The 14874-nt window shown below is 61.0% G+C and carries 14 protein-coding genes; 8 read left to right on the top strand and 6 right to left on the bottom strand.

The features are described 5' to 3' along the window. Window positions 1-173: 173 nt before the first annotated feature. On the top strand, window positions 174-581 hold the full coding sequence (locus ACTJK9_RS26630; protein ID WP_011332524.1) for an HPF/RaiA family ribosome-associated protein: 408 nt from the start codon (window positions 174-176) through the stop codon (window positions 579-581). 71 nt (window positions 582-652) lie between these two features. Here the strand turns inward: ACTJK9_RS26630 and fecA are convergent, their stop codons facing one another. The 3 genes from fecA to ACTJK9_RS26615 form a co-directional block, all read right to left on the bottom strand. Continuing rightward, window positions 653-2986, bottom strand: a complete 2334-nt coding sequence (gene fecA / locus ACTJK9_RS26625) for a TonB-dependent Fe(3+) dicitrate receptor FecA (RefSeq protein WP_440817318.1) — start codon at window positions 2984-2986, stop codon at window positions 653-655. A gap of 151 nt (window positions 2987-3137) precedes the next feature. Next, entirely contained in the window at window positions 3138-4067 is a 930-nt protein-coding gene (locus ACTJK9_RS26620) for a DUF4880 domain-containing protein (protein ID WP_085611384.1), read from the bottom strand. Further along, window positions 4064-4552, bottom strand: a complete 489-nt coding sequence (locus ACTJK9_RS26615) for a sigma-70 family RNA polymerase sigma factor (RefSeq protein WP_085611464.1) — start codon at window positions 4550-4552, stop codon at window positions 4064-4066. Before ACTJK9_RS26615 ends, ACTJK9_RS26620 begins: the two co-directional genes overlap by 4 nt. Before the next feature lie 175 nt (window positions 4553-4727). Between ACTJK9_RS26615 and ACTJK9_RS26610 the strand changes: the two genes are divergently transcribed. From ACTJK9_RS26610 to ACTJK9_RS26585, 6 genes are all read left to right on the top strand, one after another. Beyond that, the gene (locus ACTJK9_RS26610) at window positions 4728-5033 is read left to right on the top strand and encodes a DUF3649 domain-containing protein (protein WP_039769401.1); all 306 of its coding nucleotides are present in this window, start codon (window positions 4728-4730) and stop codon (window positions 5031-5033) included. Further along, on the top strand, window positions 5030-6619 hold the full coding sequence (locus ACTJK9_RS26605) for a PepSY-associated TM helix domain-containing protein (RefSeq protein ID WP_440817316.1): 1590 nt from the start codon (window positions 5030-5032) through the stop codon (window positions 6617-6619). The genes ACTJK9_RS26610 and ACTJK9_RS26605 overlap by 4 nt, the downstream gene beginning before the upstream one ends. Continuing rightward, on the top strand, window positions 6620-6946 hold the full coding sequence (locus tag ACTJK9_RS26600; RefSeq protein WP_221398744.1) for a DUF3325 domain-containing protein: 327 nt from the start codon (window positions 6620-6622) through the stop codon (window positions 6944-6946). Between the two features lies 1 nt (window position 6947). Further along, window positions 6948-7514 (top strand): RNA polymerase sigma factor, encoded by a 567-nt coding sequence (locus ACTJK9_RS26595; RefSeq protein WP_085611387.1) that lies wholly within the window; start codon window positions 6948-6950, stop codon window positions 7512-7514. Continuing rightward, window positions 7511-8500 carry a FecR family protein gene (locus tag ACTJK9_RS26590; protein WP_440817312.1) on the top strand — a complete coding sequence of 330 codons (990 nt, stop codon included), beginning with the start codon at window positions 7511-7513 and terminating at the stop codon, window positions 8498-8500. The genes ACTJK9_RS26595 and ACTJK9_RS26590 overlap by 4 nt, the downstream gene beginning before the upstream one ends. Window positions 8501-8604: 104 nt before the next feature. After that, the gene (locus ACTJK9_RS26585) at window positions 8605-11034 is read left to right on the top strand and encodes a TonB-dependent siderophore receptor (RefSeq protein WP_440817308.1); all 2430 of its coding nucleotides are present in this window, start codon (window positions 8605-8607) and stop codon (window positions 11032-11034) included. On the opposite strand, the gene ACTJK9_RS26580 is transcribed toward ACTJK9_RS26585, so the two are convergent. Continuing rightward, window positions 11035-11910, bottom strand: a complete 876-nt coding sequence (locus tag ACTJK9_RS26580) for a helix-turn-helix domain-containing protein (RefSeq protein ID WP_064593498.1) — start codon at window positions 11908-11910, stop codon at window positions 11035-11037. It lies immediately after the preceding gene. A 139-nt stretch (window positions 11911-12049) separates the two neighbouring features. Here ACTJK9_RS26580 and ACTJK9_RS26575 point away from each other — a divergent pair, with 139 nt between their 5' ends. After that, window positions 12050-12952 carry a DMT family transporter gene (locus ACTJK9_RS26575; RefSeq protein ID WP_064593500.1) on the top strand — a complete coding sequence of 301 codons (903 nt, stop codon included), beginning with the start codon at window positions 12050-12052 and terminating at the stop codon, window positions 12950-12952. Between the two features lie 28 nt (window positions 12953-12980). Here ACTJK9_RS26575 and ACTJK9_RS26570 read toward each other — a convergent pair whose 3' ends face one another. Together ACTJK9_RS26570 and ACTJK9_RS26565 are read right to left on the bottom strand one after the other, a co-directional pair. Further along, complete coding sequence (locus ACTJK9_RS26570; RefSeq protein WP_082934356.1) at window positions 12981-13490, bottom strand: DUF2165 family protein; 510 nt, start codon at window positions 13488-13490, stop codon at window positions 12981-12983. Between the two features lie 152 nt (window positions 13491-13642). Next, a complete protein-coding gene (locus ACTJK9_RS26565) occupies window positions 13643-14617 on the bottom strand; it encodes a 2-hydroxyacid dehydrogenase (protein ID WP_085611390.1) in 975 nt (324 codons plus the stop codon). Between the last annotated feature and the right edge of the window lie 257 nt (window positions 14618-14874).

Here is a 14874-nt window from a genome sequence, read left to right as displayed (position 1 = left end):
CCAACTCCCGACCTTACCAGCGCTTTACTCGGTTGTCCGGCTTTTTTTGCGAATGAATATTTATCTTTTTTAAGGGGTTGAAATGTTCGTCCGGCGGGCCGATTGTTGTAATCAAGAGGTCACGAAATCCTGTTCCAGGCCTCTTGCGAGCTAGCTGAAATAAGGGATGAACTATGCAAATCCAAGTCAACAGCGACAACCATATTCAAAGCAGCAAACGACTGGAGGAGTGGGTACGAACCACAATTGAGAGCACGCTCGACCGTTATGAGGAAGACCTGACCCGTGTCGAAGTCCATCTGAGCGACGAGAACGGTGACAAACCAGGTCCTCATGATTTGCGCTGCCAACTGGAAGCGCGGCCAAAAGGCCATCAACCGATTTCCGTCACCCACAAAGCCGATTCGCTGGAACAGGCGATCGATGGTGCAGCCGAAAAACTGGAGCACGCGCTGGAGCACCTGTTTGGCAAACTGCGCGGCAAACCGCGAGCCGCAGTGGTGCCATTCACAAGCAAAGCTAATGACAAGCTGTTGGCGGAAGAGTTTGACGAGAACGAACAGGCAGCGATCAACAGTTGATGCGCTGATTTTCCAAGCCACCCAATGAGAAAGGGCCTGCAATTGCAGGCCCTTTCTGTTTTCAGCAGGGATCAGAAAGCAACGGAGGTCTGCACGTACACCGTGCGCGGTTCACCCACATACTTGCCCTTGTTGTTGTCATCGAACGAGCGGGTGAAGTACTGGGTGTTGAAGATGTTCTTCACCCCCACCGCTACGTTCAGGTCCGACAGCTGCGGCCCGAAGTCATAACCGGCGCGGCTGCTGAACAGCATGTAGCCCGGGATCTTGCCGGTGCTGCCGTCGGCGCTTTCTTTCGAGGTGTTGGCGTTGTCGGCGAACTGGTCGCTCTGGAAGCTGCTGTCCAGGTTCAGTTTCCACGGCCCTTCGGTGTAACCGACGCCGATCGTGCCTTTGTGCTTGGACGAGAACGGCACACGATTGCCCTTGTTCGGCCCATCTTCGCGGATGGTTGCGTCGACATAGGCGTAAGTGGCGTAGACGTCGAAGCCGGCCAGCGCCGGGCTCAAGTCGTCGAGAGCGTAATTGACGCTGGTTTCGATGCCCTGATGCCGGGTTTCGCCACGGGCGATCACCGAATCGTTGGTCTGGTTGCTTTCGTACTGGTTGTCGAAGTTGATCAGGAATGCGCCGATCTCCGCTCGCAGCGCGCCGTTGTCGTAGCGGGTGCCGACTTCCCAGGTGCGGGCCTTCTCCGGTTTCACTTCGCCGCTGCTGACGCGGTTGGGCATCTGGCTGTATTGCACGCTACCGAACGAACCTTCGGTGTTGGCGTACAGGTTCCAGCTGTCGGACAGGTGATACAGCACGTTCAGCGCCGGCAGCGCGGTGTTGTAGTCACCCTTGTATTTGACGTTGGTCAGATTGTTTGTCTGCTGCGACTCGATCATCTCGTAGCGCACGCCCGGGGTAATGGTCCACTTGCCGATGTCGATCCGGTCATCGACGAAAAATGCATTGGCTTCGGTGCCGCCACGGGTGTCGCGGTCATTGCGGCTGTTGGTGGTCGGGTATTCGTTGCTGCTGATCGGCGTGCGATAGCGCAGTTCGTGGCCGGCTTCGTTTATGTAGCGATAGCCGACGCCGACTTCATGGCTGGTGGCGCCAAGGTCAAAGCCCTGGGCGAAGCGGGTTTCCAGACCGCGCACCCAATACTCGCGCGGCGACAGCGACAGGAACGTGCCCTGATCCAGGTAACCGCTGCGCAGGGTCTTGGTGAAGAAGGTATTGGCGGTGAACTCGCGGCGATCTTCCTGATAGCGATAGCCGAAATTGAACATCGTGCGACGGCCCCAGAACTGGTCTTTTGGCCGGGTCGACTGGTACGGATCGGCATCGTAATCGGCGACATTCAGACCGCCGGGCATGTCCACCTTGCCTTCGTAATACTGGGCCATGGCGTTGAAACTGTTGGCCTCGTCGAGCTGGTATTTGCCCTTGAGGATCAGGTCGTCGATTTCTGTATCGCTGTGCTCACGCCAGTCGCCACCGCGAGTGCCGGAGTACAACAGCGCGCCGCCCAGACCGTTGGCATTGGTGCCGCCGGCCAGCAGGTTGGCGCTGGTCTTGAAGCCGTCATGGCTGGACGATGGGCTGGTTTCGGTCTGGAAACCGCCTTTCACGGTCGGCTCGTCCGGAATCGCCCGGGTCACGAAGTTGACCACGCCGCCGACGTTCTGCGGGCCGTAACGCACGGCGCCGCCACCGCGCACCACGTCCACCGCATCCATGTTGCCCATGCTGATCGGCGCGAACGACAACTGCGGCTGGCCATAAGGGGCGAACGGTACCGGGACGCCATCCATCAACACCGTCGAGCGTGCGGCCAGGCGCGGGTTGAGGCCGCGAATGCCGAAGTTCAGCGCCATGTCGTGGCTGCCGGTGCCGTTGTTTTCCGGGGCGTTCACGCCGGGAATGCGGTTGAGCACGTCACGTGCCTGGGTCGCGCCCTGGCGTTCGAATTCTTCGCGGCGGATCACGTCACGGGCGCCGGGATGTTCGAAGACGTTGACCTGCGCAGCCTCACCCAGCCAGTCGCCGACCACTTTCGAGGTGTCCAGCTCCAGGGCGTTGTCGTTCGACGGTTGCAGGCTGAAGGCGTTGCCACCCTCGGCGCGGGCTTGCAGGCCGGTGCCTTCGAGCAGCGCATTCAGACCTTGTTCCGCTGTGTAGTTGCCTTCCAGACCACGGCTTTGCACACCGCTGGTGACTTGCGAGCCGAACGAGATCAGCACGCCGGCTTCACGGCCGAACTGGTTGAGGGCGTTTTCCAGCGTCGACGGGGCGATGTGATAAGCCTTGGTATCGGCGGCTTGCGCAAGGGGCAGGGCGCTGAAGCTCAGGCTGGCGCCGAGAACGAGGTTGCGCAGGGTTCGGGCCAGCGGCGTGACGTGGGTGGGGTGCATGGAGGACGGTCCTGAGAAGGTTGAATCAAGGGGGCTTTCCTTCTCTGTCACGCCAGATCTGAAAAACGGCTCATTTATTTTTGCAGGGGACGCGGAGCGTCCCGGGGCTGCATTCCCACGCGGACGGTTCGACGCCTCGACGTGGGAACGATCAGGCTTTAGCTTCGACCGTCACCCAGTAACGGGTAAAGCGCCTCACTTTTACCGGCAGGCTGATTTCCAGCAGGTCGAGAATCCGCTCGCTGTCGTCCAGTGGATAAGTCCCGGAAATCAGCAGGTCAGCCACTTTCGCATCGCAATGGAGCTGCCCGCGACGGTAGCGACCGAGTTCATCGAGGAAGTCGCCCAGACGCATGTGCGCGGCCACCAGCATGCCGTCGGCCCAGGCGCCGCTGTTGGCGTCCAGCGGTTTTGCCACGCTGACGCCGGTGGTGCTGAAACTCAGTTGTCGGGCGACCGGCAGCAGCATCGGCGCGCGACCTTGTGCGTTCAATTCGACCCGACCTTCAAACAGTGCAATCTGCGTGCGGTCGGCAAACTGCCGTACGTTTATTCGCGCGCCCTGGGTTTTCAGCACGCCTTGGGCGGTTTGCACGTCGAAGGATTGCGTGGCGGTCAGCAGCATCTCGCCTTCGAGCAGACGGATCAAACCATCGCCCCGGACATCCGCCGCGCTGGCGGTGTTGAGTTGCAACTGGCCGTCGGCGCCGAGCGAGATCTTGCGCCGCTGACCAATCGGGCTGCGGTAATCGGCCAGCAGCGATGGCAACGGATTGTGCTCGCGCATGCCCCAGGTGACCGCCGAACCGGCGCCGAGAATCAGCAACAACTTCAGCGCCTGACGACGGCTGCCGGACTTCGGCGCATTCAGTGCGGCGTGGGCCAGTGGCGACGACAACCCGCGCAACCGCGAATTGACCCGCTGAATGTGCTCCCACGCGCGGCGGTGTTCGCTGTGGGCATCGATCCATTGCTGCCAGGCTTGTTGCTGGCGCGGGTTCAACGGGCCTTGCTGCATTTCCAGCAACCAGTGCACCGCCTGTTCGGCGACCTGCGCGGAAAAATCCATCGACGGGTTCACAGGGCGAAGTAGCAGCGCATCGCTGCCTTGTTCAGATGACGTTTGACCGTGGCCACGGAAATGCCCAGTTCGGCGGCGATCTGCGGATAAGTCAGGCCATCGACCTGCGCCAGCAGAAATGCGCGTTTGACGACGCGCGGCAGGCCATCAAGCAACTGATCGAGCTCCATCAGGGTTTGCAGGATGATGGCTTTCTCTTCTTCCGAAGGCGCGACCATCTCCGGCATCTGCGCGAGGGTGTCGAGGTAGGCGCGCTCCAGGTCCTGGCGGCGGTAATGGTTGAACAGCACGCGCTTGGCCAGGGTGGTGAGGAATGCGCGCGGTTCGATAATCACTGGCGGCTCGCGGGCGGTCAGCACCCGGATGAAGGTGTCCTGAGCCAGATCGGCGGCGCTGTCCGGGCAGCCGAGTTTGCGCCGCAGCCAGCCGATGAGCCAACTGTGGTGGGCCTGATAGAGCGATTCGACAGGATGGGCGGACGGCAACGGCATCACTCCGGGCGCATGCAGGATGCGTTAGAGAACAAGAATGGTTCGCATTGTAGGGCTGTCAGGGATGCCCGGCAATCAGACTCTTTTGCGTATGAGAATATTTATCATTAATATTGCTCGCCTGTCGTTCGGCGTCTTGGTCGGACGTTAATCGTTTCAGGGTCGAAACATGAAAGCCAAACTCGCCACACTTCCCCTGTCCTATCGTCTGGCCGTCACTTCGCGGGTGCTCGCGGCGGTGTTCGGCGGCTATTTGGTCGCGGCATTGGCCAGCGTTACGCTGACGTTGTGGCTGCCGCTGAACCGCGCCGAGGCGGTGGTGACCGGCATGACGGTTTCGTTCCTGGTCTATCTGGTGGCGGTGCTCTGGTGTTTCGCCTGTCGCACGGCGTGGTCGGCGTGGGTTGGTCTGCTGGTGCCAAGCGTGATCCTGGCGACCGTTTCCGGGGCAGCGCGCGGTTTGGGTCTGGCATGAAAGAGGGCTTCCGGCAGGCGATGGCCTGGCTGCACACCTGGACCGGGCTGGTTTTCGGCTGGCTGTTGTTTGCGATTTTTTTGACCGGAACCCTGGCCTATTTCAAAGACGAAATCAGTCACTGGATGCAGCCGGAGATCACGGCCCATCCATTGAATGCCGAAAAAAGCCTGACGCTGGCCCAGCACTATCTGCAACAAAACGCCCCCGACGCTTCGCGCTGGATCATTGGCCAGCCCGACGCCCGAGATCCCGGTCTGAGCGTGGGCTGGCAGCAGACGCCAGCCAAGCCCGGCGAACGCGGCGCATTCACCCGCAAGACGCTCGACGCGCAGACCGGGGTCGAAGTGCAGGCCCGGGAAAGCATGGGCGGCGAGTTTTTCTACCGCTTCCACTTCCAGCTGCAAATGCCTTATCCGTGGGGTCGCTGGCTCTCGACCATCGCCGCGATGGTGATGTTCGTCGCGCTGATCACCGGGATCATCACCCACAAGAAAATCTTCAAGGACTTCTTCACCTTCCGCCCGCGCAAGGGCCAGCGCTCGTGGCTCGACGGACACAACGCGGTGGGTGTGCTGGTGTTGCCGTTTCATCTGATGATCACCTACAGCAGTCTGGTGATCTTCATGTCGATGGTGATGCCGGCGAGCATTCTGGCTTCGTACGGCAACAACGTTCGAGCGTTTTACGACGAGGTTTTTCCCGAATCCAGCATTCCTGAACGGGCCAATCAACCGGCGACACTGGCACCGCTGGCGCCCCTGTTGCTGGTGGCCAGCGAGCAATGGTCGGGTGGACAAGTCGGGCGTATCAGCGTGAACAATCCGGGCGACTCCAACGCCGCAGTGGTGATGTCCCGTGCGGGCTCCGACCGTGTGGTAAATGATTCCGGTAGCGCCGTGACCTTCAGCGGTGTCAGCGGACAAGTCATCGGCACAACGCCCGATCAGCCGATGGCGATGGCGGTTGCCGGCAGTTTCTACGGTTTGCACATGGGCCACTTTGCCGGGCCGGTGTTGCGTTGGCTGTATTTCATCTGCGGTCTGGCAGGCACGGCGATGATCGGCACCGGGCTGGTGATCTGGCTCGGCAAGCGTCAGCTCAAACATGCCAAGACCGGAGTGATGCCTTACGAGTTGCGGCTGGTGGAAGTGCTGAACATTGCCAGCATGGCAGGGCTGGTGGCAGCGGTCGCGGTGTTCTTCTGGGCCAATCGTCTGCTGCCGGTGAGTCTGGCCGGGCGTGCCGATTGGGAAGTGAACGCGTTTTTCATCGCCTGGGGCTTGAGCGTGGTGCACGCGATGTTGCGGCCGGGACGCAAGGCCTGGGTCGAACAGCTGTCGCTGGGGGCTGCACTGTTTATCGCGGTTCCGCTTCTTAACGGTTTGACCTCCCCTTACCACCTCGGCGTGACAGTGCCTGAAGGCGACTGGGCCTTGGCCGGTTTCGACCTGACGTGTCTGGGCAGTGGCCTCTTTCTCGCCTGGGCCGCGCGGAAAATGCAGCGCGCTGGACACACCGTCAGCGTGCAAAAGCCAGCCCGCGAAACGGCCCGGCCGATCACCCTTGAGCATGGGACGAACTGAATGCTGCTGCCGCTGTTGCTCTGTTATTGCGCTTTCACGGCGCTGTGCCTGGCGATGCCTCGGCATCATGAAGAACTGCTGGGCCACAAATCTTCGACTCGCCGTCGGCAAGGTTTGAAACTCGTGGGCTGGCTGTTGCTGGGGCTATCGCTGTGGGCAGCGGTTTCCATGAAGGGCTGGAGTTTTGGCCTGGTCGACTGGTGCGCGGTGCTGATGCTCAGCGCGCTGACTCTGGTGCTTTTGTTGCCCTATCGCCCACGCCTGGCCTTGACCATGGCCGGACTTAGCCTGCTCGCCAGCCCGGTCGCTGCATGGGCCTTGAACTGACATGCTGATCGGCCATCCTCCCGAGCACCGCGACGACGAACCCCATGGCGCCCGCGCGCATTTTCTTCAAGTGTTCCTGTCCCAGCGTTCGCAGATGGAAGCGCTGGTGAGCCGGCGCGTCGGTTGCCGGGCAACGGCAGCGGATCTGGTGCAGGATCTGTTTCTGCGTTTCTGGCGTCGGCCGCTGGTGCAGGTCGAAGAGCTCAGCACTTATCTGTTGCGCTGCGCCGGCAATATCGCCATCGATCATTTGCGCAGCGAAGGCGCGCGGGTGCGGGTCAACGAAGGCTGGCAACCGGATGAGCCGGACAGCAGCGCCAGCGAACCGCAGGCGGCGCTCGAAGCGGGCAACGATTTGCGCCATGTCGAAGCGGCGTTGCGCGCGCTGCCCGAGCGCACGCGGCAGATCTTTTTGCTCAATCGCATCCACGGGCGCAAGTACGCCGAGATCGCCAAGGCCATGGGCCTGTCCCAAAGCGCTGTGGAAAAACATATGATGCGCGCCCTCGAGGCCTGCAAGGCCAGCCTGCGCGAACCCGCGCCACGCACGCCAGGGAAAGCACCGTGAACAACTCCGACCGCGTCATCCCGACGCCCGCGCAGGAACAGGCCGCTTTTGCCTGGTTGAGCCTGTTGCACGACCGCCCCAGCACCGGCGATCAACTGACCTTCAGTCAATGGCTGCATGCCGATCCGGCTCACGCCGAGGCCTACGCCCAGGCGCAGGTGGTTTGGGAATTGAGCGAAGGGCCGGCGCGCACCTTGGCCGACGAAGACGCGCTGGCGTTGCAGGGTTTGCTCAATGCGATGGACCGACCGCGCCGTCCGCAGGTCCGGCGTTGGGCCGGCGCGCTGGCCATGGCGGCCTGTCTACTGCTGATGATCAGCCTCGGCAGCGGTTGGCAGCCGCAGCGCTGGATCGATGATCTGGGCGCCGATTACGTGTCGGCACCGGGCGAGATCCGCACCGTGACTCTGGCCGATCAATCGCAGGTGACGCTGGATGCCGACAGTGCCATCGCCGTGGATTTCAGTCATGGCGAGCGGCATGTGCAATTGCGCCGAGGGGCCGGATTTTTCAGCGTGACTCACACGGGGGATCCCTTTGTGGTCGAGGCTGAAAAGGGCCAGGCGCGGGTGCTCGGCACTCAGTTCGAAGTGCGCCTGCAACCTCAAGGCGCCCAGGTGACGGTGCTGTCCGGACGCGTCGGCGTGACGGCGTCCCGTGACGGCCAACAGCAGATTCTCACCGCCGGTCAGCAAGTGGCATACGGCGCAGGCACCGCAGAAAAACTGCACGCCGTGGACAGCGAAGCGCAACTGGCGTGGCGCCAGGGCTGGCTGACTTACTACAAGTCGACACTGGCCGATGTGGTGCAGGATCTGCGGCGTTATTACCCCGGACGGATCGTGTTGCTCAATGACGAACTGGGCGCGCGCAAGGTCAGCGGCAGCTTTCCGAGCAAGGACCCGCAAGCCGTGCTGAATTCGCTGCAAGGGGTTCTGGGATTCGAGCAGCATCAAGTGTTGGGCAAGCTGATCATCCTGCGCTGAAAATATTTTCAACTTTGTGGTGAGGTAAACCCGGACGCCATCCGTGTAGTGACTGAAACTGCGAGTCATTCGCATCCGTTGCGGTTCTACACAGGTCATGAGCAATGAAGTCCAAGGCAAAATCGGGTTCGGTCAAACAGTGGTTGGGCGTTTCAGCCTTGAGTTTTTCGGCATTGGCCCTGTTGCCGCTGAGCGTGGCGCTGGCCGCTGAATCCGTCAGCAGCCAGCCGCAAAAGCAATTCAGTTTTTCCCTGGCTGCCAAGCCGTTGCCTCAGGCCCTGAGTGATTTCAGTCGTGTCACCGGGCAGAGCGTGGTCTATACCGATGAAGCGCCATATGGTCTGACCGCTCCGGCGATCAACGGCCAGATGAGTGCCGAACAGGCGCTGCAACGTCTGCTCACCGGCTCCGGCCTGGCCTTCCGCCGCACCGACAGCCATACCCTGGCGCTCGAACCGCAACCGACCGCAGGCGCGTTGAACCTCGGCGCGACGAACATCACCTCGGTGGTCGACCAGCCGATGAGCTACCAGCCACCGGAAACCAGTTCGGTGATGCGCTCTTCCGCTTCGCTTCAGGAAATCCCGCAGACCGTCAACGTGATTGCGGCCCAGGTCATTCGTGATCAGGCACCGCGCAATCTCGATGATGCACTGGCCAACGTCAGCGGCATCACCCAGGGCAACACCTTGGGCAGCACCCAGGATTCGGTGATGACCCGCGGTTTCGGCGACAACCGCAACGGCTCGATCATGCGCGACGGCATGCCGGTGGTGCAGGGCCGTGGCATGAACGCCACCGTGGATCGCGTCGAGGTGCTCAAGGGCCCGGCCTCGCTGCTCTACGGGATTCAGGACCCGGGCGGCGTGGTCAACATGGTCAGCAAGAAGCCCGAACTGACCCAGTACAACGCGCTGACCCTGCGCGGCTCGACCTACGGCGACGGCAAGAATGGCAGCGGCGGTTCCTTCGACAGCACCGGTGCGCTGGGGGATTCCGGCCTCGCGTATCGCATGGTGCTGGATCACGAAGACGAAGATTACTGGCGCAATTTCGGCACCCACCGCGAAACCCTGATCGCACCGTCGCTGGCCTGGTACGGCGAGCGCACCAAGCTGTTGTTCGCTTACGAGCACCGTGAATTCCTGACCCCGTTTGATCGTGGAACCCTGATCGATCCACGCACCAACCATCCGCTGGACATCTCGCGCAACGAGCGGCTCGACGAGAAATTCAACGACATGGAAGGGCGCTCGGATCTCTATCACTTCGAGGCCGATCACGAACTCAACGACGACTGGAAAGCCCATTTCGGCTACAGCTGGAACCGCGAAACCTACGACGCCAGCCAGGTCCGCGTAACCGCGATCGACACCAAAAAAGGCACCCTGACCCGCAGCATGGACGGCACCCAGGGCGCGATCAGCACCGACCGCTTCACCACGGCCAGCCTCGAAGGCAAGGTCAATGTGCTGGGCATGCAGCATGATCTGGTGTTCGGCGTCGACGACGAGTACCGCAAGATCTACCGCGCCGACCTGATCCGCCAGAAAAGCCTGAGCACCTTCAGTTACGTCAACCCGGTCTACGGCCGCGAAGTTGAAGGCACCACCGTCAGCCCGGCGGACAGTGCGCAAACCGATCTGCTGCGCAGCGACTCGGTGTTCCTGCAGGACTCCATCCACCTCAACGACCAGTGGATTCTGGTGGCCGGCGGGCGCTTCCAGGAGTACGACCAGTACGCCGGCAAAGGCGTGCCGTTCAAGGCCAACACCGACAGCAACGGCCAGAAGTGGGTGCCGCGCGCGGGTCTGGTGTATCGCTATACCGACGCGTTGTCGTTCTACGGCAGCTACACCGAATCGTTCAAACCCAACTCGACCATCGCGCCGCTGAGCGGCAGCAGCACCGTGCTCGACGGCAGCATTGCGCCGGAAGAGGCCAAGTCCTGGGAGCTGGGCGCACGTCTGGATATGCCGGGGCGCATCACCGGCAACATCGCCTTGTTCGACATCAAGAAACGCAACGTACTGGTGGCTAACTCCGAAGGCCCGACGACGATTTACAGCGCCGCCGGCGAAGTGCGTTCCCGGGGCCTGGAAGTGGACCTGACCGGCCAGCTCAGCGACCGCTGGAGCATGATCGGCAGCTACGCCTATACCGACGCCGAGGTTACGGAAGATCCGGACTACAAAGGCAACAGGCTGCAGAACGTGGCGAAAAATACCGGCTCGCTGTCGGCGGTCTACGACTTCGGCAGCGTGATCGGTGGTGATCAACTTCGGGTCGGCGCCGGCGCGCGCTATGTCGGTGAACGAGCGGGTAACGCGGTCAACGATTTCGATCTGCCGAGCTACACCGTGGCCGATGCGTTCGCCACGTACGACACCCGGGTCGAGGGGCAGAAGGTCAAGTTCCAGCTCAACGTGAAGAACCTGTTCGATCGCACCTACTACACCTCGGCGGCGAGCCGTTTCTTCGTGTCGATGGGCGATTCGCGGCAGATTTCGTTGTCGAGTACGCTGGAGTTCTGATCAGCGCAAAAACGCCTGGCGATACTCGCCGGGCGTTCCACCCAGCACCTGGCGAAAGCGGTTGGTGAAGTGGCTGGCACTGGCAAATCCGCACGCCAGGGCAATCTCCCCCAGCGGCAACGCCGTGCCCCGCAACAACTCCCGCGCCCGACTCAAACGCCGCGCCAGCACATACTGATGTGGCGGCAGTCCGAAGCTCACCCGGAACATCCGCGCGAAGTGGTATTCCGACAACGCACACAACCCCGCCAGTTGCCCGAGACTGATCGGCTCGGCCAGTTGGCTGTCGATGAACTCCACCAGTTGCCGGCGTTGATGCGGCGCCAGCCCGCCCTTGAGGCGCAAGCCGTGGCGTACGCCGACCTGGCTCAACAAGGTTTGGCTGATCAGTTCGTGGGCCAGGCTGCTGGTCAGCAGACGCTCGCCAGGCTCGTCCCAATTGAGAGTGAGTAACTGGCGAAACCGTCGGGCCTGTTGCGGATCTTCCAGAAAAGTCTGTTCGCGCAGCTGCATTTCCCGGGGCTCGCGATCCAGCAGCGTGACGCAACCCAAGGCAAATTGTTCGGCGCTGAAATACAGGTGGGCCAGGCGAATGTCGCCATTGATCACCCACCCCGACTCGTGGTCGGCTGGCAGGATGCACAACTTGTCCGGACTGCCTTTGTTTCCGGGGGCGCCACGGCGGAACGTGCCGGTGCCGCCAGCGATGTAGCAGGAGAGCGTGTGATGGCTCGGCGCGTCATAGTCGCGGGCGTCGTGGTGGTTGGTCCACAAGGCTGCGGACAGGCCGTCCCCCAGCTCGGCGCTGCGCACAAGGCATGCGTTGGGCGAGCTGTTCAAGGCTTGAAAGACTTGCAGGGTATCGATGGCGGCCATGGTCGGTTCTCTTCAACGCCTTGCATCCTACTCCGTAGATGTTGCGCTGCCAGCCTGCACGCCGACAAAAGCGCAAGTTTATGCAAGCGAGGGGTGAAGGCGCAGGCGGACACTGAAACCCAATCGAGGAGTGTCTGCCATGAACCTGTCGTTGTATTTGTTGACCGTGCTGATCTGGGGCACCACGTGGATAGCCTTGAAGTGGCAACTGGGCGTGGTGGCGATTCCGGTGTCGATCGTCTATCGCTTCGGTCTCGCGGCGCTGGTGTTGTTTGCGCTGTTGCTGCTCAGCCGTCGCCTGCAACCGATGAACCGGCGCGGGCATCTGATCTGTGTGGCGCAGGGCTTGTGCCTGTTCTGTGTCAATTTCATGTGTTTCCTGACCGCCAGCCAATGGATTCCCAGCGGTCTGGTGGCGGTGGTGTTTTCCACGGCAACGTTGTGGAACGCGCTGAATGCACGGGTGTTCTTCGGCCAGCGGATCGCGCGCAATGTATTGATGGGCGGGGCGCTGGGGCTGTCGGGCCTGGGCCTGTTGTTCTGGCCGGAGCTGGCCGGGCATCACGCCAGTCCGCAAACCCTGCTCGGCCTTGGCCTGGCGCTCTGCGGCACGTTGTGTTTCTCGGCGGGCAACATGCTCTCGAGCCTGCAACAGAAGGCCGGTCTCAAGCCGCTGACCACCAATGCCTGGGGCATGGCCTACGGTGCGGCGATGCTCTCGGTGTGGTGCTTGGTCAAGGGCATTCCATTCGAGATGGAGTGGACGTCGCGCTACATTGGCGCGCTTCTATATCTGGTTATTCCGGGATCGGTGATCGGCTTCACCGCCTACTTGACGTTGGTCGGCCGCATGGGCCCGGAGCGCGCCGCCTACTGCACGGTGCTGTTCCCGGTGGTGGCGCTGAATGTCTCGGCCTTCGCCGAAGGCTATCAATGGACGGCACCGGCATTGGCGGGGCTGGTATTGGTGATGCTGGGGAATGTGCTGGTGTTTCGTAAACCCGAAGTTGCGGTTGTGGCGAAGCATGGAAAGTTGGCCTGAGATTGATTGAATCTTGAGCGTTGATTATTCAACGCTCGTTTTTCAATGTTATGAAAATCAGTACCGGCAACATGAAATCGACAATGTGCCGCGCCCAGTCTTTCGCATTCCATACTTGTGAAGTGTCCATGTCGAACCATTCAACACCGATGGTTTGCAGGCAAACATAATAGGTGAAGATCGCAATCAGCAAGCCAATGATCGAGAACCTTTTTGCCTCGTGAAAGACAGCCGCGGACTCGTTGACTTTGCGGTAGAGATAATAAGTACCGAGCAGGCAATAAGCGGTGTAGATCGCTTCCGTGGTGATGATGAACCAATAGATCCGGTGGTGCATCATCGGCGATTCAATCGCCCTGTAACGTATGTTCTCGTTGATCTGTGTTGTATCCATGCTCAGGATGTGTCCGACGTACTCATAGTTTGCCGAGTAGTCGGTCACGTTTCCGTACATCACCAGTAGTCCAAAGAAGCTGATGTAAGCCATTAGGCAGACTTTGCTGTAACGGATTAATTGATCGGTATTGGAAATTCTCACGGTTACTATTCTCCGGTGTGTTTATCTTTGTATTGGATAAAGCCGGGAAAGTTTATAGCGGGATGGTTTATTTCGTTGGCGTGTTGATTTGCAAAGTATGTATTGGCTGAAAGTTGAACGGGCAAGCACTTTACAGTACTTGCCCGATTTGTTTATCCGCGCCAGACCTGCGGGTTCACCAGATCCTGCGGACGCTCGCCGAGCAGGGCACTGCGCAGGTTGGCCAAGGCACGATTGGCCATGGCTTCGCGGGTTTCGTGAGTGGCCGAGCCGATGTGCGGCAGGGTCACGGCGTTTTTCAGCTGAAACAGCGGTGATTCGGCCAGCGGTTCCTTCTCGTAAACGTCCAGACCGGCACCGCGAATCCAGTTGTTCTGCAATGCCTCGATCAATGCCGGCTCGTCGACGACCGGGCCACGGGAGATGTTCACCAGAATCGCATCCGGCTTCATCAGCGCCAGTTCGCGATGGCTGATCAGGTGGCGGGTCTTGTCGCTGAGCGGCACCACCAGACAAACGAAGTCGGCCTCGGCCAGCAGTTGGTCAAGGCTGCGAAATTGTGCACCGAGTTGCTGTTCGAGTTCGGTCTTGCGGCTGTTGCCGCTGTAGAGGATCGGCATGTTGAAGCCGAAGCGGCCGCGACGGGCGACGGCAGCGCCGATGTTGCCCATGCCGACGATGCCCAGGGTCTTGCCGTGCACGTCGCAACCGAACAGCGGTGCGCCGACGCTGGCCTGCCATTGGCCGGCCTTGGTCCAGGCGTCGAGTTCGGCGACGCGGCGGGCGCTGCTCATGATCAGCGCGAAGGCCAGGTCGGCGGTGCTTTCGGTGAGCACGTCAGGGGTGTTGGTGAGCATGATCCCGCGTTCGTTGAAATAGGCGAGGTCGTAGTTGTCGTAGCCGACGGAGACGCTGGAGACCACCTCGAGTTTGGCGGCGTTTTCCAGTTGGGCCTTGCCGAGTTTGCGACCGACGCCGATCAGGCCGTGGGCGTGGGGCAGGGCTTCGTTGAACTGGGCGTTGATGTCGCCGTTTTTCGGGTTGGGGACGATGACGTCGAACTCCTGTTGCAGGCGTTCGATCATGGGGGGCGTGATGCGGCTGAAGGCCAGGACTGTTTTTTTCATTGGCATTGGGCTCGGCTGTTCTGGGTTGCCAAGCAAGCTAACATTCTTCGCCAGGTTTGGCTTGTCCTTGGCGGCCTCTGGGCCGACCAGGTTCTTGGGGTTTTGGGTGAATATCCGTTGCTTAGGGGGTTGCTGCTGGCGGTTCCGCTCTTACAGCGGCTCACTTTTTCAAACGCCAAAAAGTAAGCAAAAGGCTTGGCCCCGGCGTTCGGCACCTCGCTTTGGCTCGGTGTTCCTTCGTTCCGGGATTCATCCGG

It is taken from the genome of Pseudomonas sp. 22082 (assembly GCF_052046055.1).
In the GTDB taxonomy this organism is placed as follows: domain Bacteria; phylum Pseudomonadota; class Gammaproteobacteria; order Pseudomonadales; family Pseudomonadaceae; genus Aquipseudomonas; species Aquipseudomonas pharyngis.
Note: the sequence above shows the minus strand (reverse complement) of the source record. Positions and strands in the feature narration are given on the sequence as shown.

Excerpts from the sequence above, each read along its gene's own strand:
- ACTJK9_RS26630 (WP_011332524.1), top strand. The coding sequence starts at position 174 with ATGCAAATCCAAGTCAACAGCGACAACCATATTCAAAGCAGCAAACGA.
- fecA (WP_440817318.1), bottom strand. The coding sequence starts at position 2,986 with ATGCACCCCACCCACGTCACGCCGCTGGCCCGAACCCTGCGCAACCTC.
- ACTJK9_RS26610 (WP_039769401.1), top strand. The coding sequence starts at position 4,728 with ATGAAAGCCAAACTCGCCACACTTCCCCTGTCCTATCGTCTGGCCGTC.
- ACTJK9_RS26605 (WP_440817316.1), top strand. The coding sequence starts at position 5,030 with ATGAAAGAGGGCTTCCGGCAGGCGATGGCCTGGCTGCACACCTGGACC.
- ACTJK9_RS26600 (WP_221398744.1), top strand. The coding sequence starts at position 6,620 with ATGCTGCTGCCGCTGTTGCTCTGTTATTGCGCTTTCACGGCGCTGTGC.
- ACTJK9_RS26595 (WP_085611387.1), top strand. The coding sequence starts at position 6,948 with ATGCTGATCGGCCATCCTCCCGAGCACCGCGACGACGAACCCCATGGC.
- ACTJK9_RS26585 (WP_440817308.1), top strand. The coding sequence starts at position 8,605 with ATGAAGTCCAAGGCAAAATCGGGTTCGGTCAAACAGTGGTTGGGCGTT.
- ACTJK9_RS26580 (WP_064593498.1), bottom strand. The coding sequence starts at position 11,910 with ATGGCCGCCATCGATACCCTGCAAGTCTTTCAAGCCTTGAACAGCTCG.
- ACTJK9_RS26575 (WP_064593500.1), top strand. The coding sequence starts at position 12,050 with ATGAACCTGTCGTTGTATTTGTTGACCGTGCTGATCTGGGGCACCACG.
- ACTJK9_RS26565 (WP_085611390.1), bottom strand. The coding sequence starts at position 14,617 with ATGAAAAAAACAGTCCTGGCCTTCAGCCGCATCACGCCCCCCATGATC.